Raw genomic sequence first — 20,868 nt, forward strand, 5'->3', positions numbered from 1 at the left:
TTTCCYTAAGGGATCGCCGGTGCGGTCATGAATTTTCAGGTGTCATCGCCCGCGAAGGCGGGCGATCCAGTACGCCGTGACGGTCGCGATGACGACGGGCGGCGCGGAATACTGGATGCCCCGCCTTCGCGGGGCATGACGACGTCTTAAAAACCTCTTAGCTCAGTGCTTCGTCCAGGAACGCCTTCAGCTGCGCCTGATGCTTGGACATCAGACCAGTGGCAGTCGCGGCGGAAGCGGCGCGGCCGACATAACGCGGACGCCGGCTCGCACCGTTCACCTGGTTGAGGACCCATTCCAGATAGGGCTCGATGAAGTGCCACGCACCCATGTTGCGCGGCTCTTCCTGGCACCAGATCACTTCGGCCTTCTTGAAGCGCGACAGCTCGGCCACCAGCGCCTTCAGCGGCACCGGATAGAGCTGCTCGACGCGCATCAGATAGATGTCGTCGATGCCGCGCTTCTCGCGCTCCTCGTAGAGGTCGTAATAGACCTTGCCCGAGCAGAGCACGATACGGCGGATCTTGTCGTCCGGAACAAGCTTGATGGCCTCGCTCGGCTGCATCTGGGCGTCATCATAGAGGATGCGGTGGAAGGTCGTATCCCTGGCGAGTTCCTCCAGACGCGACACCGCCCGCTTGTGACGCAGCAGCGACTTCGGCGTCATCACGATCAGCGGCTTGCGGATCTCGCGATGGAGCTGGCGCCGCAGCACGTGGAAGTAGTTCGCCGGCGTGGTCGGGTAGACCACCTGCATGTTGTCTTCGGCGCACATCTGCAAGTAGCGCTCGAGACGCGCAGAGGAGTGCTCCGGTCCCTGGCCCTCATAGCCGTGCGGCAACAGGCAGACGAGGCCGGACATGCGCAGCCATTTGCGCTCGCCCGAGGAGATGAACTGGTCGAACACGACCTGCGCACCGTTGGCGAAGTCGCCGAACTGGGCTTCCCACAGCGTCAGCGTGTTCGGCTCCGCGAGCGAATAGCCGTATTCGAAGCCGAGCACGGCTTCTTCCGACAGCAGCGAGTTGATGACCTCGTAATGACCCTGCTCGTGGCCGAGATGGTTGAACGGCGTGTAGCGGCTCTCGTCTTCCTGGTCGATCAGAACCGAGTGGCGCTGCGAGAAGGTGCCGCGTTCGGAATCCTGGCCCGACAGGCGGACATGGTGGTTCTCGTTGAGCAGCGTGCAGAACGCCAGTGCCTCGCCGGTCGCCCAATCGATGCCGACACCGGTGTCGATCGCCTTGGCGCGGTTGTCGAGGAAACGCTGGATGGTGCGGTGGACGCGGAAACCGTCCGGCACCTTGGTGATCTTGCGGCCAATGTCCTTCAGAACCGCAGTGTCGACGCCGGTGACGCCGCGCCGCGCATCCTCTTCCTGGTCGGCGATCTTGAAGCCGGACCACTTGCCGTCGAGCCAGTCGGCTTTGTTGGGCTTGTAGGAGGTGCCGGCTTCGAACTCGGCATCGAGCCGCGAGCGCCAGTCGGCCTTCAGCTTGTCGACCTCACCCTCGGTGACCACGCCTTCGGCGATCAGGCGCTTGGAGTAAAGAGTGAGGGTCGAGGGATGGGCCGCGATCCGCTTGTACATCACGGGCTGGGTGAACGCGGGCTCATCGCCCTCGTTGTGGCCGTAGCGACGATAGCACCACATGTCGATCACGACCGGCTTGTGGAACTTCTGCCGGAACTCCGTCGCGACCTTGGCCGCGAACACCACGGCTTCCGGATCGTCGCCGTTCACGTGGAAGATCGGCGCGTCGATCATCTTGGCCACATCCGACGGATAGGGCGAGGAGCGCGAGTAACGCGGATAGGTGGTGAAGCCGATCTGGTTGTTGACGATGAAGTGCACGGAGCCGCCAGTGCGGTAGCCCTTCAGGTCCGACAGGCCGAAGCACTCAGCGACCACGCCCTGGCCGGCGAACGCGGCGTCGCCATGCATCAAAAGCGGCATCACCGAGATGCGCTGGTCCGGCGGATCGCCATGCTGGTCCTGCTTGGCGCGGACCTTGCCGAGCACCACGGGATCGACGATCTCGAGATGCGAGGGGTTCGCGGTCAACGACAGATGGATGCGGTTGCCGTCGAACTCGCGGTCCGAGGACGCGCCGAGGTGGTACTTGACGTCGCCCGAGCCTTCGACCGCATCGGGGTTGGCCGAGCCGCCCTTGAACTCGTGGAACAGGGCGCGATGCGCCTTGCCCATCACCTGGGTCAGCACGTTGAGGCGGCCGCGATGCGGCATGCCGACCACGACTTCCTTCACACCGAGATTGCCGCCGCGCTTGATGATCTGCTCGAGCGCGGGGATCAGCGATTCGCCGCCGTCGAGACCGAAGCGCTTGGTGCCGGTGAACTTGGTGTCGCAGAATTTCTCGAAGCCTTCGGCTTCGACCAGCTTCATCAGGATGGCACGGCGACCTTCGCGGGTGAACGAGATCTCCTTGTCCAGCCCTTCGATGCGCTCCTGGATCCAGGCCTTCTGCGCGGCGTTGCTGATGTGCATGAACTCGACGCCGAGCGTCTGGCAGTAGGTGCGCTCGCAGATCGCCGTGATCTCGCGCAGCGTAGCGTATTCGAGGCCCAGCACGTGATCGAGGAAGATCTTGCGGTCGAAATCGGTTTCGCTGAAGCCGTAGGTGCGCGGGTCAAGCTCTTCGCGATTGCGCGGCGCTTCGATGCCGAGCGGATCGAGCTTGGCGTGGAAGTGACCGCGCATGCGGTAGGAGCGGATCAGCATCAGCGCGCGGACCGAGTCGCGCGTCGCCTGGAGCACGTCGGCGGAGGAGATATCGCCCCCCTTGGCCTGCACCTTGGCGGCGATCTTGCTGCCGACCGCCTTCTCGACTTCCGCCCAGTTGCCGTCGAGGGCGGAGGTCAGGTCGTCCTGCGGGGTCAGTGGCCAGTTGGTACGCTCCCAAGACGGGCCCTGGGCGTTCTTGCGGACGTCGTCCGGCTGGTCCTTCAGGCTCTTGAAGAACTCCTGCCACTCGGCGTCGACCGAGGACGGGTCCTTCTCGTAGCGGGCGTAGATTTCGTCGATGTAGGTGGCGTTGGTGCCCTGCAAAAAGGAGGAGAGGGCAAAGGCTGCGTTCGCGTCTTGGCGAGACATACTTGAGTTCCTGGCGATTTCGGTTCGCGCATAACAAACGGCGCTGGCGCTGAGCTCCCCGGCAGGGCTCAGCGCGACAGGCACCATTTATCCTATTTGCTGCGAAACTTCGCCCGGAAAAGTACGAAGAAGTGAATTAGCCTTTCAACTTTTCGGCAAGCGTGTGGCCGAGGCGGGCGGGAGACGGCGACACTGTAATCCCAGCCGATTTCATCGCGTCGGTCTTGGAGCCGGCGTCGCCCTTGCCGCCCGAGATGATCGCGCCGGCATGGCCCATGCGGCGGCCGGGAGGAGCGGTGACACCGGCGATGAAACCGACCATCGGCTTCTTGCGGCCGCGCTTGGCCTCGTCCTTGAGGAACTGGGCGGCGTCCTCCTCGGCGGAGCCGCCGATCTCGCCGATCATGATGATCGATTCGGTCTTGGGGTCGCCAAGCAGCATTTCCAGCACGTCGATGAACTCGGTGCCCTTGACCGGGTCGCCGCCGATGCCGACCGCGGTGGTCTGGCCGAGGCCTTCCTGCGAGGTCTGGAACACGGCCTCATAGGTCAGCGTGCCGGAGCGGGAGACGATGCCGACGCTGCCGGTCTTGAAGATGTTGGCGGGCATGATGCCGATCTTGCACTCGCCCGCGGTCATGACGCCCGGGCAGTTCGGCCCGATCAGGCGCGACTTGGAACCGGCCAGCGAGCGCTTCACGCGGACCATGTCGATGACAGGAATGCCTTCGGTGATGCAGACGATCAGCGGGATCTCGGCGTCGATGGCCTCGCAGATCGCATCGGCCGCACCCGGCGGCGGCACGTAGATCACCGACGCATCGGCACCGGTCTTCTCACGCGCCTCGCGCACCGTGTCGAACACCGGCAGGCCCAGATGCGTCGAGCCGCCTTTGCCCGGCGAAGTGCCGCCGACCATCTTGGTGCCGTAGGCAAGCGCGGCCTCCGAGTGGAAGGTGCCGTTCTTGCCGGTAAAGCCCTGGCAGATGACCTTGGTATTCTTGTCGATCAGGATGGACATGAGTTTTCCGCTTTCAGAACGAGTTATTGAATTGGACAGCGCGTGGTGTGTTTAGCCATCACGTCCCATTGGCCGTCGTTGGGGTATGCAAAGTTCGTGAAGAAGAGAGCTTCAGGTTGGCCTGAACCGCCGGAAAAGGTGACCTGTTTTCCGCAGTTTCCTCGCGCCTTCTCTTGGGTGAAGAACCAGCCTTCTTGGTTCTTGTACCTTCCCGACGTGTCCTTCGTGAGCGTCGATCCGAACTGGCGAGCGACCGCGCCAGCCAGTTCTTCGCTGTTGACGCGAGCGGCCGGCTGAATGGCGCAAATGTCGTATCTGAGTCCGACCTGCTCAGGCCGCACAATCGAGATATACAAGGATGCGCCGCCATCGAGATCCCAGACACTTTCGAAGGACATCTTCGGACCATTCTCGTTGTGCATGATCGGCATCGGCGCTGGTCCCGACCGAAGCAACTTCCAGTTTTCTGCGGCGGCCATTTTTTCGCCGGCAGCCATCATTGCTTCGGAGGACGCCGGCGCCACACAGACGCTTTCAAGGGTCGCGACCATTTTGTCCGACAGCGTTTCGGCAGAGGCTCCCGACGCCAGAATCTGCGCCGACATGAAGGCGACCGCGAAGCGCATATCGACGGACAAGCTTTCGTTCACGGCTCAATGCACCCGACGATAGACGCCGGTGAGCACGTCAGCCCAGCCTTCCGCGTCCGGCGAGAACTGGATCTTCAACGCGTAGGAATTGTCGTCGATGATCTCGTAGACGTGGCGCGCATTGCCGCGCAGCGAGCCGCGCACCAGCGTCAGGGTCTTGCCGACCCACCCGCCGGAGGCGGGCGAGGGCGGCGTGTATCCGAGCGAGTCGTACCAGAACAATTTGTAGGTCCGGTCCTCGCGGTCGTAGGTGAAGATGCCGTGGGTGGCGAAGATCTGCTTGCCGTCGCGCATCTGCACCGAGTCCTGGATCAGGTAGAACCCGTTGAGATCCATGCGCGCGACGGTGTGCGAGGTGGCCGGCCCGCCGGCATTCCAGCGCGACGGGAAGACCACCTCTTCGCCATTCCATTCGCCGGCGAACGCGGCGAGGCGCGCGTGCTCTGCAAGTGGAGATGATGCTGCGAGATGGTCTTGGGTCATGGCCTTAGCCTCCCTTGACGGCCTTCACGATCTTCTGCGCGGCGTCGTCGAGATTGTCGGCCGGCACCACGTTCAGGCCGGATTCACGGATGATCTTCTTGCCCAGTTCGACATTGGTGCCTTCGAGGCGGACCACCAGCGGCACGCTGAGGCCCACTTCACGCACCGCGGCCGTGACGCCTTCGGCGATCACGTCGCACTTCATGATACCACCGAAGATGTTGACCAGGATGCCCTTCACGTTGGGATCCGCGGTGATGATCTTGAAGGCGGCGGCGACCTTTTCCTTGCTGGCGCTGCCGCCGACGTCGAGGAAGTTCGCCGGCGCCATGCCGTAGAGCTTGATGATGTCCATCGTCGCCATGGCGAGACCGGCGCCGTTGACCATGCAGCCGATATTGCCGTCGAGCGTGACGTAGTTGAGGTCGTATTTCGACGCCTCGATTTCCTTGGCGTCTTCCTCGGTCTCGTCGCGCAGCGCCAGCACCTCGGGATGACGGAACAGCGCATTGTCGTCGAACGAGACCTTGGCGTCGAGCACGCGGAGCTGGCCCTGCTTGGTCACGACCAGCGGGTTGATCTCCAGCATCGACATGTCCTTGGCGACGAAGGCCGCGAACAGCTGCGCGGTGAGCTTCTCGGCCTGCTTGGCGAGGTCTCCCGACAGTTTCAGCGCGTTGGCGACGGTGCGGCCGTGATGGCCCATGATGCCGGTGGCAGGATCGACCGAGAAGGTGACGATCTTCTCAGGGTTGTTGTGCGCGACGTCCTCGATGTTGACACCGCCCTCGGTCGACACCACGAACGAGACGCGGGAGGTCTCGCGGTCGACCAGGATCGAGAGATAGAACTCCTTGTCGATGTCGGAGCCGTCCTCGATGTAGAGGCGGTTGACCTGCTTGCCGGCGGGGCCGGTCTGGATCGTCACGAGCGTAGCGCCGAGCATCTGCTTGGCGAATTCGGTGACCTCCGCGGCCGACTTGGCGATGCGGACGCCGCCCTTGTCGCCGGCCGAGGCTTCCTTGAACTTGCCCTTGCCGCGGCCGCCGGCGTGGATCTGGCTCTTCACCACCCAGACTGGGCCCGGCAGCGCCTTGGCCGCAGCGTCCGCGTCGGCGGCCTTCAGGACCGGAACGCCCTTGGAGATCGGCACGCCGAACTCGTTCAGCAGCGCTTTGGCCTGATATTCATGGATATTCATATGGTCGCTCCCTGAATCCGCGGGCGGTGACCTCGTAGGCCCACCTCAGTCTTGTGGCTGGCATACCATATACCACAGGAACTGCAACCCGGATTCTTTGACATCGATCTCTGGACTTGCGGACCCGGAACCCGCCAAGCCTTCAACAAGAGTTGCAGCCGGGCCCCGGAAATGAAACCGCCGAAGACCGGGTTTCGATCTTCGGCGGGAATGTTGCGCTTAGCGGCCGAGCAGGTCGGGCGCGATCTTCTTGCAGGCGTCGACTAGGCCCTGCACGGCGCCGACCGACTTGTCGAAGGCCTCGCGGTCTTTGCCGGCCAGCTCGATCTCGACGACGCGCTCGACACCCTTGGAGCCGATCACGACGGGCACGCCGACATACATGTCCTTCACGCCGTATTCGCCGTTGAGGTAGGCGGCCGAGGGCAGCACGCGCTTCTTGTCGCGCAGATAGCTCTCGGCCATCGCGATCGCGGAAGCGGCCGGGGCGTAGAAGGCCGAGCCGGTCTTGAGCAGGTTGACGATCTCGGCGCCGCCGTTGCGGGTGCGGTCGACGATCTCGTCGAGGCGCGCCTGCGAGGTCCAACCCATCTTGACGAGGTCGGGCAGCGGGATGCCGGCGACGGTGGAGTACTTCACCAGCGGCACCATGGTGTCGCCATGGCCGCCGAGCACGAAGGCGGTGACGTCCTCGACCGAGACGTTGAACTCGTCGGCCAGGAAGTAGCGGAAGCGCGCCGAGTCGAGCACGCCGGCCATGCCGACGACCTTCTTGTGCGGCAGGCCCGAGGCCTTCTGGAGCGCCCAGACCATGGCGTCGAGCGGGTTGGTGATGCAGATGACGAACGCGTCGGGGGCGTACTTCTTGATGCCGGCACCGACCTGCTCCATGACCTTGAGGTTGATGGAGAGGAGGTCGTCGCGGCTCATGCCGGGCTTGCGCGGCACGCCGGCAGTGACGATGCAGACCTTTGCGTTGTCGAGCGCCTCGTAGGAGTTGGCGCCGGTGTAGTGCGCGTCAAAACCGTCGACCGGCGAGGACTGCGCGATGTCGAGCGCCTTGCCCTGCGGCACCCCCTCGGCGATGTCGAACATCACCACGTCGCCCAGTTCTTTCAGGCCGATGAGATGAGCCAGCGTTCCGCCGATCTGACCGGAGCCAATCAAAGCAATCTTGTCGCGCGCCATGTGAACCTGTCCTTTAGACACGTAAGGAGGGGAAAACTGACAGGGTGGTTATCCCTTTCGCTTCCCCCGTTCAAGTCGCCGGATGCCCAATTGTCGGGCTTGCCGAGAATCCGGCCAGCAACCCCAAGCCGTCATTCCGGGGCGTCCGCGCCATTGCGCGSGCGAACCCGKAATCTCGAGGTTGGTAGCGCGAGATTCCGGGTTCGCGCTGACGCGCGCCCCGGAATGACGACCGCATAGGACTTAAGTCTCCACCAGGCCCTTGGTCGAGCCGCTGGCGGTGGAATCCTTGCGGCCGTGAGGCAGCGCCAGATAGGATTCCGAGCTCATCTCGATCAGGCGCGACGCCGTCCGCTTGAATTCGTTGGCCTCGTTGCCCTCGTCGGCGAGGTAGAGCGAAATCGGATTGGCATCGGCCGAGGCCATCAGCTTCACGGCATTGTCATAGAGCGTATCGATCAGCGTGATGAAACGCTTGGCGGCGTTGCGCTGAGAGAAATCCATCACTGGAATATGGTCGACCAGGACAGTGTGGTAGTCGTGCGCCAGCCTGAGGTAGTCGGATGCCCCGAGCGGCTTCTCGCAGAGATCGGCGAACGCAAACCGCGCCACGCCATGGGCCGAGCACGGCACGTGCAGGATGCGGCCCTTGATCGAAATATCGCGCGACTTGCATTTGGCGCCGCCGGTCATCTTCGACCAGGCGCGGTCGAGCGCGGTGTCCGCGTCAGTGTCCGCCGGCGTCAGCCACATCGGCACGCCCTGGAGTTTTTCCAGCCGGAAATCGGTGCGCGCATCCAGCCGCAGCACGTCCATGTGGTCGGTGATCTGCTTGATGAAGGGCAGGAACAGCGAACGGTTCAGGCCGCCCTTGTAGAGATCGTCGGGCGCGACGTTGGAGGTCGCGACCACCACGGTGCCCAATTCAAACAGCTTTGCGAACAGGCGGCCGAGGATCATCGCGTCCGCGATGTCGGTGACGTGGAATTCGTCGAAGCAGAGCAGCCAGCTCTCCTCGAAGATCGCGTTCGCGGTCAGCGCGATGACGTCGCCATCGGCGATCTCGCCGCGCGCGATGCCCTGGCGATAATCGTAGATGCGCTCATGCGCCTCGGCCATGAATTCGTGGAAATGCGCGCGCCGCTTGTGCTCGACGGAGGAGTACTGGAAGAACAGGTCCATCAGCATGGTCTTGCCGCGGCCGACCTCGCCATGGATGTAGAGCCCGTGCGGCGCGTCGTCCTTGTCGCTGCCGCTGAACAGGCGGCTGAGCAGGCCCTGCTTGCGCTGCGGCTTGTAATTCGCAAGCTGCTGGTCGAGCGCCGCATAGGCCTCGGCAACCTCGGCTTGCGCGGGATCGGGCTCGATCGCGCCGGACGCGATCTGGGCCTGATACGCCTCGCGGAATGAGGAACTGGGGGTCGAGAGCATGGCCCTTTACCGCCAGAGACGGAGGCAAATTGCAAGCCGTGAATTGGTGCGGGGGGTATGCGGTTTTTCTCCCTCTCCCCGTTCTTACGGTGAAAGGGAGGGGAGAGGGGCCTCTCTCCGCGCTCGAGATCGTTGAGAGACCTGTACCCCCTCACCCGAAATTCAAGCTGCGCTTGAATTTCGACCTCTCCCCGCAAGCGGGGAGAGGTAAGAAATCACGCACAGAGCTCGTAGGCGTCCTCGACCACATACGGGCCGCCGCCGGTCGAGGCGCGCGACGAGAACAGCACGAAGCGCTCGGCCATGAATGCCTTGCTCGGGAAGTAGCCGCGCAGCGAGAGGTAGTCGGCGACGTCCTGGTCGGAGGCGTCGTGCAACCGCGCCAGCGTGACATGCGGAATGAACTTGCGCCCCTCGGGGTCGAGGCCGATCCGCTGCATCATCCGTTCGAGCTCGGCCTGCAATTCGATCAGCGGCTTGCTCGGCGCGATGGTGGCGACCACCGCGCGCGGCTTGCGTCCACCGAAACTCATCAGCCCCTGCACCTTCACCTCGAACGGCTTGCGGTTGACGCGAAACAGCATCGAGGCGATCTCGTTGGCGGAGATGCCGTCGATGTCGCCGATGAAGCGCAGGGTGACGTGATAATTTTCGGGATCGATCCAGCGGGCGCCGGGAAGGCCGCCCCTCAAGTTGGAAAGCGTCTGGCCGACCTCGGCCGGGATTTCCAGACCAGTGAACAAACGCGGCATCGTTCAGCACTCCCGATGCTTGGGTACGGCCCCTGAGCAGGACCCTATCCAAATTAGAGCCGGCGACGAATCACCGGTACCCTGATTCCTATCGCAGTTGTATGACTCTGCAAGCTTGGCGCGGGCCACTCCGGGAAAACCCCGGGGATTAGGGTTAGCGCTGCCTGCATTTCAACGACGTTGCTCGCTTATGGTGCGCAGGAATGCCTCCACCGTAGGCATGATGTTGTGGACGATGATGTCGACGCCGGCCGCGGTCGGATGAATGCCGTCGGCCTGGTTGAGCTTGGCGTCGGCCGCGACACCGTCGAGGAAGAACGGATAGAGCGGCACGTCGAATTTTTTCGCCAGATCCGGATAAATCGAATTGAAGCGCGCGGCGTATTCGGCGCCGTAATTCGGCGGCGCCAGCATGCCGCAGAGCATCACCGCGATCTTGCGCGCCTGCAGCCGCTGGACGATGTCGGTCAGCGCGGCCCGCGCCAGGTCCGGATCGATGCCGCGCAGCGCGTCGTTGGCGCCGAGCTCGACGATCACGCCCTCGGTTCCCTCCGGCACCGACCAGTCGAGCCGGTCGCGCCCCCCGGAGGTGGTGTCACCCGACACCCCGGCATTGATCATGGCGACATCTATGCCTTTGTCCTGCAAGGATTTTTGGAGTTTGGCGGGAAATGCCTCCTGGCCCGGAAGGCCGAGGCCGGCGCTCAGGGAATCGCCGAGGACGACGAGCTTGATCGGTTTCGCCGCAGGTTGGGTCTGGGCCGAGGCCGTATTTGCGACCGTCATCAAAGCGAGCATCAACACGGCTATGTGCATGAACAATCCGTAACGCCTCTCGACCGCGTGTGCGGAGTTGCCATATGACCGGACCATGGACAGTCGCATCGAATCCTCTTCGCTCRCCGGCACCACGCCGGACACCATCGCCATCTCCAACGTCAATCTCTCACTGGGTACCGGCGCGGCACGCGTTCACATCCTCAAGGATATCAGCCTGCGGGTGGGCCGTAGCGAGACGATCGGCCTGATTGGCCCGTCAGGCTCGGGCAAATCCACGCTGCTGATGGTGATGGCGGGGTTGGAGCGTCCTGATAGCGGAGAGGTGGTGGTCAACGGCACGCCTTTCAATGCCCTCGACGAGGACGCGCTCGCCCGCTTCCGCGGCCGCCAGGTCGGCATCGTCTTCCAGTCCTTCCACCTGATCCCGACCATGACGGCGCTCGAGAACGTCGCCGTCCCGCTCGAACTCGCCGGCAATCCCGATGCGGCAAAACGCGCGGCACAGGAGCTGCAATCGGTCGGGCTCGGCGACCGCCTGCATCACTATCCGACCCAGCTCTCCGGCGGCGAGCAGCAGCGCGTCGCGCTCGCCCGCGCGCTGGCGCCCGATCCCGCCATCCTCGTCGCCGACGAGCCGACCGGCAATCTCGACGAGGCGACCGGCAAGCAAATCGTCGATCTGCTGTTCGGCAAGCATGCCGAGCGCGGCATGACGCTGGTGCTGGTCACCCACGATGCCTCGCTCGCGCATCGCTGCGATCGCGTGATCCGCCTGCGTTCGGGCCGCATCGACACCCAGACGACGCAAGCATGAGCGCCGCCGCCGAACCGTTCGTGCGCCCCAATGGCGTCGCCCTGTCATTGCGCTACGCGCTGCGCGAATTGCGCGGCGGCCTGCGCGGCTTCTACGTCTTCATTTCCTGCATCGCGCTCGGCGTGATGGCGATCGCCGGCGTCGGCTCGGTCTCGGCGAGCCTCAGCGATGGTCTCGCGCGCGAGGGCCGCACGCTGCTCGGCGGCGATGTCTCGTTCGTGCTGTTCCAACGCGAGGCCAAGCCGGAGGAAGTCGCCTTCCTGCGCTCGCGCGGCACCGTCTCGATCGCGGCCACCCTGCGCGGCATGGCGCGCTCGGCCGAGGGCAAGCTGGCGCTGGTGGAGATGAAGGCGGTCGACGGCAGCTACCCGATGCTGGGACAATTGACGCTGGCGCCACCGCTGCCGCTGTCCGATCTGCTCGCGGAGCGCGACGGCGCATTCGGCGCCGCCGCCGATCCGACGCTGCTGGCGCGACTCTCGCTGAAGACCGGCGACCGCGTCACCATCGGAGCTGCGACCTTCCAGATCCGCAGCACCGTCGAAGCCGAGCCCGACAAGCTCGCCGGCGGCATCGGCTTCGGCCCGCGCTTCCTGATCAGCGAGGCGGGCTTGCACGCCACCGGCCTGATCCAGCCCGGCAGCCTGGTGCGCTGGGTCTACCGGGTGAAGCTGCCGGACGCCGCCAACAGCGACCGCGCCACCGACGCGTTCATCGCCGATGCGCGCAGCGCCGCGCCGCAGGCCGGCTGGGAGGTCCGCAGCCGCTCCAATGCCTCGCCGCAGCTCGAACGCAATATCAACCGATTCACGCAGTTTCTGACGCTGGTCGGCCTCGCCGCCCTGCTGGTCGGCGGCGTCGGCGTCGCCAATGCGGTGAAGAGCCACATCGACCGCAAGCTCGAGGTGATCGCGGCCCTGAAGGCCGTCGGCGCCACCGGGCGCGACGTGTTCGGCATCTATCTCGCGCAGGTTCTCCTGCTTGCCGCGATCGGATCGGTGATCGGGCTGGCGCTCGGCGCCGCAATGCCTTTCGCCATCGTCGGCCTGTTCGGGAAGCTGCTGCCGCTGCCGGTGGTGCCGGCCGTACATGCCGACGAGCTCGCGCTGTCCTTCGTCTATGGCCTTTTGACCGCGCTCGCCTTCGGCCTGTGGCCGCTCGGGCGGGTGCACGACGTGCCGGTCGCGGCGCTGTTCCGCGACACCATCAGCAATGAATGGCACCGGCCGCGCTGGCGCTATCTCGCCTTCATGGGCGTCGTCGTCGCCCTGCTCGTCGCCGTCGTGATCGGCCTGTCGTTCGACAAGCGCATCGCCGCGGTGTTCGTGCTCTCCTCCGTCGTCGTGTTCGCGCTGTTGCGCGGCGTTGCCGCCCTGCTGATGGCGATCGCGCGCCGGCTGCCGCGCACCAGGCTGCCGATGCTGCGGCTCGCGATCGCCAATATCCACCGGCCGGGCGCGCTGACGCCCTCCGTCGTGCTGTCGCTGGGATTGGGTCTCGCGGTGCTCGTCACCATCACCCAGATCGACGGCAATCTGCGCCGGCAGTTTTTGGCGGCGCTGCCCGAGCGCGCGCCATCCTTCTACTTCATCGACATCCCGAGCACGCAGGCGGCGCAGTTCGACCGCTATCTGCGCGGAATCGTGCCCGACGCGAAGGTCGAGGACGTGCCGATGCTGCGCGGACGCATCGTCGCGGCGCGCGGCGTCCGCGCCGAAGATCTGAAGCCTTCGACCGATTCCGAATGGGTGCTGCAAAGCGACCGCGGCCTGACCTATACCGGCGAGCTGCCGAAAGGCTCCAAGGTCATCGAGGGCGAGTGGTGGGGCGTCGACTATTCCGGCCCGCCGCTGGTCTCGATGGAGAAGAAGATCGCCGACGGGCTCGGCCTCAAGATCGGCGACGAGGTCGTGGTCAACGTGCTCGGCCGCGACATCCCGGCGAAGATCAGCAATCTGCGCAACATCGACTGGCAGGGGCTCGGCATCAATTTCGTCCTGGTGTTCTCGCCGAACGCGTTCAAGGGCGCCCCGCACACCCACATCGCGACGCTGACGGAAGCCGGCGGCGACGCGGCCGGCGACGGCAAGATCATCAAGCAGGTGGCGGACGCCTATCCGATGGTGACCAGCGTGCGCGTGCGCGAGGTGATGGAGACGGTCGGCTCGGTCGTGACCAATCTCGCGCTGGCGATCCGCGGCGCCAGCGCGGTGACCCTGATCTCGGCGATCCTGGTGCTGGGCGGGGCGCTCGCCGCCGGCCACCGCCACAGGGTCTATGATGCGGTGATCCTGAAGACGCTGGGCGCGACCCGGCTGCGGCTGCTCGGCGCCTACGCCCTCGAATACCTCCTGATCGGCCTGGCCACCGCGGTGTTCGGCGTGATTGCCGGCAGCATCGCGGCCTGGATGATCGTGACGCGGGTGATGACGCTCACTTTCGTCTGGCAGGCCGGAAGCGCGGCCGGCGTGGTCGCGGCCGCCCTCGTCGTCACCGTCGGGCTCGGGCTCGCCGGCACGCTGCTGGCGTTGAACAAAAAGCCCGCCACGGTGTTGCGGAATTTGTGACAAATGGTAGCGGGTCGCCGTGCGGTAGCGAAATCGCACGATTCCTGCGGTTAACCACGTCTACTCGGCCGGATTGCTGGTAAGGGCGACATTCGGCCGCGCGTGGACGGTTGCAGCGAATGTGTTAGTTTCCCACATATCGGATGGGTTCGGAGCCCCGATTGTGAGCCAAAATTTAGTCGGCAGACATCGGTATCCGAGATAGAATTTGACGAACCGGTGGCATGGCGACCCTCATGCCGGACCGGCCAACCAACGGGAATTCGACCATGTCGGACCTAGACCGTAACTACGCTTCTCCTTTCGGCAGGGCCGCCGGGCGTGTCGACGCCGCGACGGTCGATGCCGGCCTGCGCGCCTATATGCTGCGCATCTACAATTACATGAGCATTGGCCTGGCCATCACCGGCCTTGCCGCGCTCGGCGTCTACATGGCCGCCGTGACCGACGTTCCGACCCCGGAAGCCGTCCGCGTCGGCAAGCTGTTCCTGACGCCGTTCGGCTACGCGATGTTCGTGAGCCCGCTGAAATGGCTGTTCATGCTGGCGCCGCTCGCCATGGTGTTCGTGATTTCGGCAGGCATCAACCGTCTCGCCCCCTCGACCGCCCAGATCCTGTTCTGGGTGTTTGCGGCGCTGATGGGCATCTCGCTGTCGTCGATCTTCCTGGTGTTCACGCACACCTCGATCGTGCGGGTGTTCTTCATCACGGCGGCCACCTTCGGTGCGCTGAGCCTCTACGGCTACACCACCAAGCGTGACCTGACCGGGATGGGCTCGTTCCTGTTCATGGGCCTGATCGGCATCATCATCGCGAGCCTGGTCAACCTGTTCCTGGCCAGCACGATGCTGCAGTTCATCGTGTCCGTGGTCGGTGTGCTGGTGTTCGCCGGCCTCACCGCCTGGGACACCCAGCGGCTGAAGAACGACTACATCTACGGCTACGCCTCGGCCGGCGGTGACATCGCCGAACGTGCGGCGATCACCGGTGCGCTGTCGCTGTACCTGAACTTCATCAACCTGTTCACGCTGCTGCTGCAGCTCCTCGGCCAGCGCGACTAAGCGATAGCCAGAGTGGACGACATCAGCCCCGGCCGGAAGGCCGGGGTTTTTGTTTGGGCAGGAGCACCGCTCCCGTAGCCCGGATGGAGCGAAGCGCAATCCGGGAACGTCGCATCAGCGGATACACCTGCCCCGGATTTCGCTGCGCTCCATCCGGGCTACAAGGGCTGTCCCTCCCCGTCATTGCGAGCGCCGCGAAGCAATCCAGAGTCCCTCCGCGGATGCATTTCTGGATTGCTTCGCTACGCTCGCAATGACGGGTGGGGCAACACCGTTGCCTCTTCCAGCGGTCCCGGGAAGGCTCTAATCTTGTCCCCATGTCCGAACCTGAAATCAGGCCCGCCACCGAGGCCGACCTTTCCGCCATCACCGCCATATACAAGCAGGCCGTCCGCGAGGGCACCGCGACGTTTGAGCTGGCGCCGCCCGACCTCAGCGAAATGACGCGCCGCTACCGTGCGCTGGTCGACGGCGGCTATCCCTATTTCGTCGCCATGCTCGACGGACGCGTCGCCGGCTATGCCTATGCCGGCGCCTACCGGCCACGGCCGGCCTATCGCTTCACGGTCGAGAACTCGATCTATCTCGACCCCTCCTTCCACCGCCGCGGCATCGGGTTTCTGCTGCTGCAACGGCTGGTCACCGAATGCGAGGCGCGCGGCTTCCGCCAGATGATCGCGGTCATCGGCGATTCCGCCAATGCCGGCTCGATCGGCGTGCATACCAAGGGCGGCTTCAGGATGATCGGCACGCATCCCAGCGTCGGGCTGAAATTCGGCCGCTGGCTCGACACGGTGATGATGCAGCGCGAGCTCGGCGAAGGCGCGAGCACAGTGCCGGGGAAGTAGGGCTTTCGTAGCCCGGATGGAGCGCAGCGCAATCCGGGACAAGTTTGTCCGCGGCCGCAGCGGCCCCGGATTGCGCTTCGCTCCATCCGGGCTACGGGATTACGGCTACACCACCGCCAGCTTGTAGGGTGGGCAAAGCGTAGCGTGCCCACCATGCTGCGACAATTGCGGAAGTATGTGGGCATGGCGCGTTGCGCCTTTGCCCACCCTACGGCGCTGTTCGTGCGGCTAAACCACCGCCAGCTTGCGGTCGATCACCAAGAGCACGCGCTCCAGCTCGTGGCCGCGGCGCAGGATCAGGCCGGTCGCAGAGATCACGCTGTACATGCCCTGCTTGCGCGCGAGCCGCGGGTCTTTCTCGATGCGATAGATCGGAACCTCGGAGGCGCGGCGAAAGACCGAGAACACGGCGCGGTCTCTGAGGAAGTCGATGGCATAGTCGCGCCACTCGCCGTCGGCGACCATGCGGCCGTAAAGATTGAGGATGCGGTGCAGTTCGAGCCGATTGAACGTCACCCGGCCAGGTTGGGCGTTCGCAGCGGTGGGGCGCGCAACTGCGCGCTGCTCGCTCGGATCGGCATCCTCCGACGTCAGACTCATCGAGCGCCTCCTGTCGCATCAGCATGATCGCATCCGCGAAACCGTCCCCGGGCGGCGGATCATGACAGTTGCATGATCGCGCCAACCGTTCCCTACTGCAAGAGGTTCCAGGCGAAACCTGCCAGTCCGGAGCGAACCAGCGCACACGCAACGGTGGAACTTCTCAGCGGCAAACCGTCACGGGATCGTTAGCAGGAATCATAGTATCGCCGCTTTTCCGCCTAGCGACTGCCGCCCTGCACTGCGAAAAGACCTGTGTGCGTTGACCCGGTCCTGTCGGTTCCGGATTCCTCAGCCCCCAGCCCCCCGGGGTCGTTAGGATCGGGTCTGTACGCACGGCAAGGAGGACCAACGCAAGTTGGTCCTTTTTTGTTTGGGTCTGTTTCTGGCTCGACGAGCCTCTCTCCATCCCTCCGCAAACTCTCTCCCCTCATCCTGAGGAGCCGCGCTGTTCGCGGCGTCTCGAAGGATCGAGGCCGAGATGCATCGGCAGGGCCTGCATGGTTCTCGCGGCGATGCGAAGCATCGTCCGCTAGACGCGCGCAAGGGCGCGCTCCTCACCATGAGGCGTGAGAGCGAGTGCGACGCTTGGAGCGAGAGAATCGAATCAGTGCAGCGACGTATACGCCGCGCCGAGCATCGGGCCCGGCTTCTCGCGGCTGCCGTCCTGGACATAGACCACCGCACCGTCGACGCCGTCACGCGTCAGGTTCTCGATCGGCACCGTCCAGCTTTCGGCACGTCCGTTCCAGTCGCCGACCTTGAGCAGGTTGCGCACGACGTTGTGATAGGTGATCTGCTGGCCGCGATTCTCGCCCTTGGCGATCGAGATCGGCACCGACTTGGCGACCGAGCAGATCCAGACCTCGCCGTGCGCGACCGTTGGCTCCTTGCTCGCGGCCACCGAGACGTTGATCTGCTTGCCCGCAAGCGACATCGTCACAGGCACGCTCATCACGCCGGCGCCCTTGTCGGTCTTGCCGATCGCGCTCTCGATGCCGGCGCGGTCGCTGCCGATGACATGCGTGGAGCCGTTGACCACGACCTGCGGCGTATAGACCTCACGGTCGCCGCGCATGCGCGAATAGGCCCGCTGCCGTGCAGAGAAGCGCGAATCCGCCAGCGTGTCCTTCCAGCCGAGATAGTCCCAATAATCGATCGGCATGCTCAGCGCGATGATCGAGGGATCGCTGGAGAGGTCGCCGATGATCTTGTCGGCGGGCGGACAGGACGAGCAGCCCTGCGAGGTGAAGAGCTCGACCACGGCGCGAGGGTCAGCCTCGGCGGGACGGATGACGGCGACGATCGCACAGATGCCAAGTGCTCCCGACCACAGTGCACCGGACCAGCGCGAAACCAGATGAGAAGCCGTCATTGCTGTCATGTCGAACGCCACACACCATTGCTCGTGAAAGGGGAAATCTTACCGCCGGATGGTCACCGTAGTCTTACGGGCGCCGCACATTCAGCCGTCCAAGCAACCGTCAAGGCGAAGTTTTCCGCCGGGCGGGCCGTCTGAAGCCTGCCGCAAACGCGCGAAGGCGGCCTTGTGATAGGCCGCCTTCGTTTAACCTTCTACTCACTTCGCGGTGAGCCACCGTTCACAAATCCGCGCTTACGCCGCGAGTTTGCGCAGCACATAGTGCAGGATGCCGCCGTTGCGGTAGTAATCGAGCTCGTCCAGCGTATCGATGCGGCAGAGCAGCGAGACGCGCTGCAGCGAACCGTCGCCGGAGACGATCTCCGCGGTCAGCTTCTGACGCGGCTTCAGATCGCCGACCAGACCGCGCAGCGTGACCTTCTCGTCGCCCTTGAGACCAAGCGACGACCAGGAGGTGCCTTCCTCGAAAGTCAGCGGCAGCACGCCCATGCCGACCAGGTTGGAGCGATGGATGCGCTCGAAGCTCTGGCAGATCACGGCGCGCACGCCGAGCAGGCGCGTGCCCTTGGCGGCCCAGTCGCGCGACGAGCCGTTGCCGTATTCGGCGCCGGCGAACACCACCAGCGGCACGCTCTCCTGCTGGTACTTCATCGCGGCGTCGTAGATCGACATCTGCTCGCCGTCGGGCCAGTGCTTGGTGAGACCGCCTTCGGGAATGTTGCCGTCGGCGCCCTTGAGCATGAAGTTCTTGATGCGGATGTTGGCGAAGGTGCCGCGCATCATCACTTCATGGTTGCCGCGCCGCGTGCCGTACTGGTTGAAGTCGGCGGGACGCACCTGGTGCTCGCTGAGATATTTGCCCGCGGGCGAGGTGAGCTTGATCGAGCCGGCCGGCGAGATGTGGTCGGTGGTGATCTTGTCGCCGAACATGGCGAGGATGCGCGCCTCGACGATGTCGGTGACCGGCTCCGGCTCCTTCTTCATGCCGTCGAAATAGGGCGGGTTCTGCACGTAGGTCGAGCTCATGTTCCAGCGATAGGTCTCGCTCTCGACGGTCTTGATCTTGCGCCAGTTGGTGTCGCCCTTGAACACGTCGGCATACTTCTTCTTGAAGATCGACGCGGTCACGAACTTCTTCATGAAGGCGTTGATCTCCTTGGTCGTCGGCCAGATGTCCTTCAGGTAGACCGGCTTGCCGTCCTTGCCTTCGCCGAGCGGCTCGACCGCGAGGTTCTTGGTGACGGATCCCGCGAGCGCGTGGGCCACGACCAGCGGCGGCGAGGCCAGATAGTTCGCCTGCACGTCCGGCGAGACACGGCCTTCGAAGTTGCGGTTACCGGAGAGCACGGCCGCGGCGACGACGCCGTTGTCGTTGATCGACTTCGAGATCTCTTCGGGCAGCGGGCCGGAATTGCCGATGCAGGTGGTGCAGCCGAAGCCGACCAGGTTGAAGCCGACCTTGTCGAGATCGGCCTGGAGACCGGAATCGGCGAGATAGGCCGCGACCACCTGGCTGCCCGGGGCGAGCGAGGTCTTCACCCACGGTTTGGCCTTGAGGCCCTTGGCGGCCGCGTTGCGGGCCAGCAGACCGGCGCCGATCAGCACGCTCGGATTCGAGGTGTTGGTGCAGGAGGTGATGGCGGCGATCACGACGTCGCCATGGCCGATGTCGAAGTTCTTGCCATCGACGGCAAAGCGCTTGGTCGGCTCGCCGGCCTTCTTGTACTCGGTGCTGAGCGCGAGCGAAAAGCCTTCCGCGACCGCGGGCAGCGCGACGCGGCCTTCGGGACGCTTCGGGCCGGCCATCGAGGGCACGACGTCGCCGAGGTCGAGCGTCAGCGTCTCGGTAAACACCGGATCCGCCGACTTGGCGGTGCGGAACAGGCCCTGCGCCTTCGCATAAGCCTGCACCAGCGCGACGCGCGGCGCGGCGCGCCCCGACGTCTTCAGATAGTCGATCGCGGCCGCGTCGACCGGGAAGAAGCCGCAGGTCGCGCCATATTCAGGCGCCATGTTGGCGATCGTCGCCTTGTCGGCGACCGAGAGATTGTCGAGGCCGGGGCCGAAGAACTCGACGAACTTGCCGACCACGCCGAGCTTGCGCAGCATCTGCGTCACGGTCAGCACGAGGTCGGTCGCGGTAACGCCTTCCTTCATGGCGCCCTTCAGCTTGAAGCCGACGACGTTGGGCAGCAGCATCGACAGCGGCTGACCGAGCATGCAGGCTTCCGCCTCGATGCCGCCGACGCCCCAGCCGAGCACGGCGAGACCGTTGACCATGGTGGTGTGGGAGTCGGTGCCGACCAGCGAGTCGGGATAGGCGACCTCGAAGGTGCCGGTCTTCTTGCCGACCGTCATCTTCTCCTTTTTGGTCCAGACCGTCTGGGAGAGATATTCGAGATTGACCTGGTGGCAGATGCCGGTGCCGGGCGGCACGACGGAGAAGTTCGAGAACGCCGCCTGACCCCACTTCAGGAACTCGTAGCGCTCCTGGTTCTGCTTGTATTCCTCGGTGACGTTCTTGGCGAAGGCCTTGTTGTCGCCGAAGAAGTTCACGATCACGGAGTGGTCGATGACGAGATCGACCGGCACCAGCGGATTGATCTTCTCGGCATCGCCGCCGAGCTTCTGCATGGCGTTGCGCATCGCGGCGAGATCGACCACCGCGGGCACGCCGGTGAAGTCCTGCATCAGGACGCGGGCGGGACGGAACGCGATCTCATGCTCGAGCGACTTCTTGCGCAGCCATTTGGACACCGCGACGATGTCCGCCTTCTTGACCGAGCGGCCGTCCTCGTTGCGCAGCAGGTTCTCGAGCAGGACCTTCATCGAATAGGGAAGCTTGGAAATTCCCTTCAGACCGTTCTTTTCCGCCGTGGGCAGGCTGTAATACACATAGGTCTTGGCGCCGACCTTGAGGGTCTTTTTGCATTTGAAGCTGTCGAGCGAGGTCATGAAAGGAAATCCCAATTGTTA

The 20,868-nt window shown here is 64.4% G+C and carries 16 protein-coding genes; 4 read left to right on the forward strand and 12 right to left on the reverse strand.

Features of this window, described 5'->3' with window-relative positions:
• Positions 1 to 157: 157 nt before the first annotated feature.
• The 9 genes from ACXJMY_RS18520 to ACXJMY_RS18560 all read right to left on the reverse strand — a co-directional run bounded on the left by ACXJMY_RS18520 (position 158) and on the right by ACXJMY_RS18560 (position 10,657).
• A complete protein-coding gene (locus tag ACXJMY_RS18520) occupies positions 158 to 3,115 on the reverse strand; it encodes a 2-oxoglutarate dehydrogenase E1 component (RefSeq protein ID WP_456620778.1) in 2,958 nt (985 codons plus the stop codon).
• Between the two features lie 136 nt (positions 3,116 to 3,251).
• Positions 3,252 to 4,136 carry a succinate--CoA ligase subunit alpha gene (gene sucD, locus ACXJMY_RS18525; RefSeq protein ID WP_456620779.1) on the reverse strand — a complete coding sequence of 295 codons (885 nt, stop codon included), beginning with the start codon at positions 4,134 to 4,136 and terminating at the stop codon, positions 3,252 to 3,254.
• 23 nt (positions 4,137 to 4,159) lie between these two features.
• Complete coding sequence (locus ACXJMY_RS18530) at positions 4,160 to 4,786, reverse strand: hypothetical protein (protein ID WP_456620780.1); 627 nt, start codon at positions 4,784 to 4,786, stop codon at positions 4,160 to 4,162.
• A 3-nt stretch (positions 4,787 to 4,789) separates the two neighbouring features.
• A complete protein-coding gene (locus ACXJMY_RS18535) occupies positions 4,790 to 5,269 on the reverse strand; it encodes a DUF1579 family protein (protein ID WP_456620781.1) in 480 nt (159 codons plus the stop codon).
• Between the two features lie 4 nt (positions 5,270 to 5,273).
• A complete protein-coding gene (gene sucC / locus ACXJMY_RS18540) occupies positions 5,274 to 6,470 on the reverse strand; it encodes an ADP-forming succinate--CoA ligase subunit beta (protein WP_456620782.1) in 1,197 nt (398 codons plus the stop codon).
• Between the two features lie 219 nt (positions 6,471 to 6,689).
• On the reverse strand, positions 6,690 to 7,658 hold the full coding sequence (mdh, locus tag ACXJMY_RS18545; RefSeq protein ID WP_008145224.1) for a malate dehydrogenase: 969 nt from the start codon (positions 7,656 to 7,658) through the stop codon (positions 6,690 to 6,692).
• A 243-nt stretch (positions 7,659 to 7,901) separates the two neighbouring features.
• Positions 7,902 to 9,089 carry a cell division protein ZapE gene (gene zapE / locus ACXJMY_RS18550; RefSeq protein ID WP_456620783.1) on the reverse strand — a complete coding sequence of 396 codons (1,188 nt, stop codon included), beginning with the start codon at positions 9,087 to 9,089 and terminating at the stop codon, positions 7,902 to 7,904.
• Positions 9,090 to 9,304: 215 nt separating this feature from the next.
• The gene (gene thpR / locus ACXJMY_RS18555) at positions 9,305 to 9,841 is read right to left on the reverse strand and encodes an RNA 2',3'-cyclic phosphodiesterase (protein WP_456620784.1); all 537 of its coding nucleotides are present in this window, start codon (positions 9,839 to 9,841) and stop codon (positions 9,305 to 9,307) included.
• 171 nt (positions 9,842 to 10,012) lie between these two features.
• Positions 10,013 to 10,657: an arylesterase gene (locus ACXJMY_RS18560; RefSeq protein WP_456620878.1), complete on the reverse strand. Its 645-nt coding sequence runs from the start codon at positions 10,655 to 10,657 to the stop codon at positions 10,013 to 10,015.
• 55 nt (positions 10,658 to 10,712) lie between these two features.
• On the opposite strand from ACXJMY_RS18560, the gene ACXJMY_RS18565 reads away from it, so the two are divergent.
• From ACXJMY_RS18565 to ACXJMY_RS18580, 4 genes are all read left to right on the forward strand, one after another.
• Complete coding sequence (locus tag ACXJMY_RS18565; RefSeq protein ID WP_456620785.1) at positions 10,713 to 11,435, forward strand: ABC transporter ATP-binding protein; 723 nt, start codon at positions 10,713 to 10,715, stop codon at positions 11,433 to 11,435.
• Positions 11,432 to 14,002: an ABC transporter permease gene (locus ACXJMY_RS18570; RefSeq protein WP_456620786.1), complete on the forward strand. Its 2,571-nt coding sequence runs from the start codon at positions 11,432 to 11,434 to the stop codon at positions 14,000 to 14,002. Before ACXJMY_RS18565 ends, ACXJMY_RS18570 begins: the two co-directional genes overlap by 4 nt.
• 269 nt (positions 14,003 to 14,271) lie before the next feature.
• Positions 14,272 to 15,063, forward strand: a complete 792-nt coding sequence (locus ACXJMY_RS18575; protein ID WP_014490629.1) for a Bax inhibitor-1/YccA family protein — start codon at positions 14,272 to 14,274, stop codon at positions 15,061 to 15,063.
• A 317-nt stretch (positions 15,064 to 15,380) separates the two neighbouring features.
• On the forward strand, positions 15,381 to 15,911 hold the full coding sequence (locus ACXJMY_RS18580) for an N-acetyltransferase family protein (protein ID WP_456620787.1): 531 nt from the start codon (positions 15,381 to 15,383) through the stop codon (positions 15,909 to 15,911).
• Between the two features lie 228 nt (positions 15,912 to 16,139).
• On the opposite strand, the gene ACXJMY_RS18585 is transcribed toward ACXJMY_RS18580, so the two are convergent.
• The 3 genes from ACXJMY_RS18585 to acnA all read right to left on the reverse strand — a co-directional run bounded on the left by ACXJMY_RS18585 (position 16,140) and on the right by acnA (position 20,847).
• Entirely contained in the window at positions 16,140 to 16,511 is a 372-nt protein-coding gene (locus ACXJMY_RS18585) for a DUF2794 domain-containing protein (protein WP_456620788.1), read from the reverse strand.
• A gap of 607 nt (positions 16,512 to 17,118) precedes the next feature.
• Positions 17,119 to 17,895 (reverse strand): DUF1223 domain-containing protein, encoded by a 777-nt coding sequence (locus ACXJMY_RS18590; RefSeq protein ID WP_456620789.1) that lies wholly within the window; start codon positions 17,893 to 17,895, stop codon positions 17,119 to 17,121.
• 231 nt (positions 17,896 to 18,126) lie between these two features.
• Positions 18,127 to 20,847 carry an aconitate hydratase AcnA gene (gene acnA / locus ACXJMY_RS18595; protein ID WP_456620790.1) on the reverse strand — a complete coding sequence of 907 codons (2,721 nt, stop codon included), beginning with the start codon at positions 20,845 to 20,847 and terminating at the stop codon, positions 18,127 to 18,129.
• Positions 20,848 to 20,868 lie beyond the last annotated feature (21 nt).

The organism is Bradyrhizobium sp. P5_C12 (assembly GCF_054049735.1).

Excerpts from the sequence above, each read along its gene's own strand:
- ACXJMY_RS18520 (WP_456620778.1), bottom strand. The coding sequence starts at position 3,115 with ATGTCTCGCCAAGACGCGAACGCAGCCTTTGCCCTCTCCTCCTTTTTG.
- sucD (WP_456620779.1), bottom strand. The coding sequence starts at position 4,136 with ATGTCCATCCTGATCGACAAGAATACCAAGGTCATCTGCCAGGGCTTT.
- ACXJMY_RS18535 (WP_456620781.1), bottom strand. The coding sequence starts at position 5,269 with ATGACCCAAGACCATCTCGCAGCATCATCTCCACTTGCAGAGCACGCG.
- sucC (WP_456620782.1), bottom strand. The coding sequence starts at position 6,470 with ATGAATATCCATGAATATCAGGCCAAAGCGCTGCTGAACGAGTTCGGC.
- mdh (WP_008145224.1), bottom strand. The coding sequence starts at position 7,658 with ATGGCGCGCGACAAGATTGCTTTGATTGGCTCCGGTCAGATCGGCGGA.
- zapE (WP_456620783.1), bottom strand. The coding sequence starts at position 9,089 with ATGCTCTCGACCCCCAGTTCCTCATTCCGCGAGGCGTATCAGGCCCAG.
- thpR (WP_456620784.1), bottom strand. The coding sequence starts at position 9,841 with ATGCCGCGTTTGTTCACTGGTCTGGAAATCCCGGCCGAGGTCGGCCAG.
- ACXJMY_RS18560 (WP_456620878.1), bottom strand. The coding sequence starts at position 10,657 with ATGCACATAGCCGTGTTGATGCTCGCTTTGATGACGGTCGCAAATACG.
- ACXJMY_RS18570 (WP_456620786.1), top strand. The coding sequence starts at position 11,432 with ATGAGCGCCGCCGCCGAACCGTTCGTGCGCCCCAATGGCGTCGCCCTG.
- ACXJMY_RS18575 (WP_014490629.1), top strand. The coding sequence starts at position 14,272 with ATGTCGGACCTAGACCGTAACTACGCTTCTCCTTTCGGCAGGGCCGCC.
- ACXJMY_RS18580 (WP_456620787.1), top strand. The coding sequence starts at position 15,381 with ATGTCCGAACCTGAAATCAGGCCCGCCACCGAGGCCGACCTTTCCGCC.
- ACXJMY_RS18585 (WP_456620788.1), bottom strand. The coding sequence starts at position 16,511 with ATGAGTCTGACGTCGGAGGATGCCGATCCGAGCGAGCAGCGCGCAGTT.
- ACXJMY_RS18590 (WP_456620789.1), bottom strand. The coding sequence starts at position 17,895 with ATGACAGCAATGACGGCTTCTCATCTGGTTTCGCGCTGGTCCGGTGCA.
- acnA (WP_456620790.1), bottom strand. The coding sequence starts at position 20,847 with ATGACCTCGCTCGACAGCTTCAAATGCAAAAAGACCCTCAAGGTCGGC.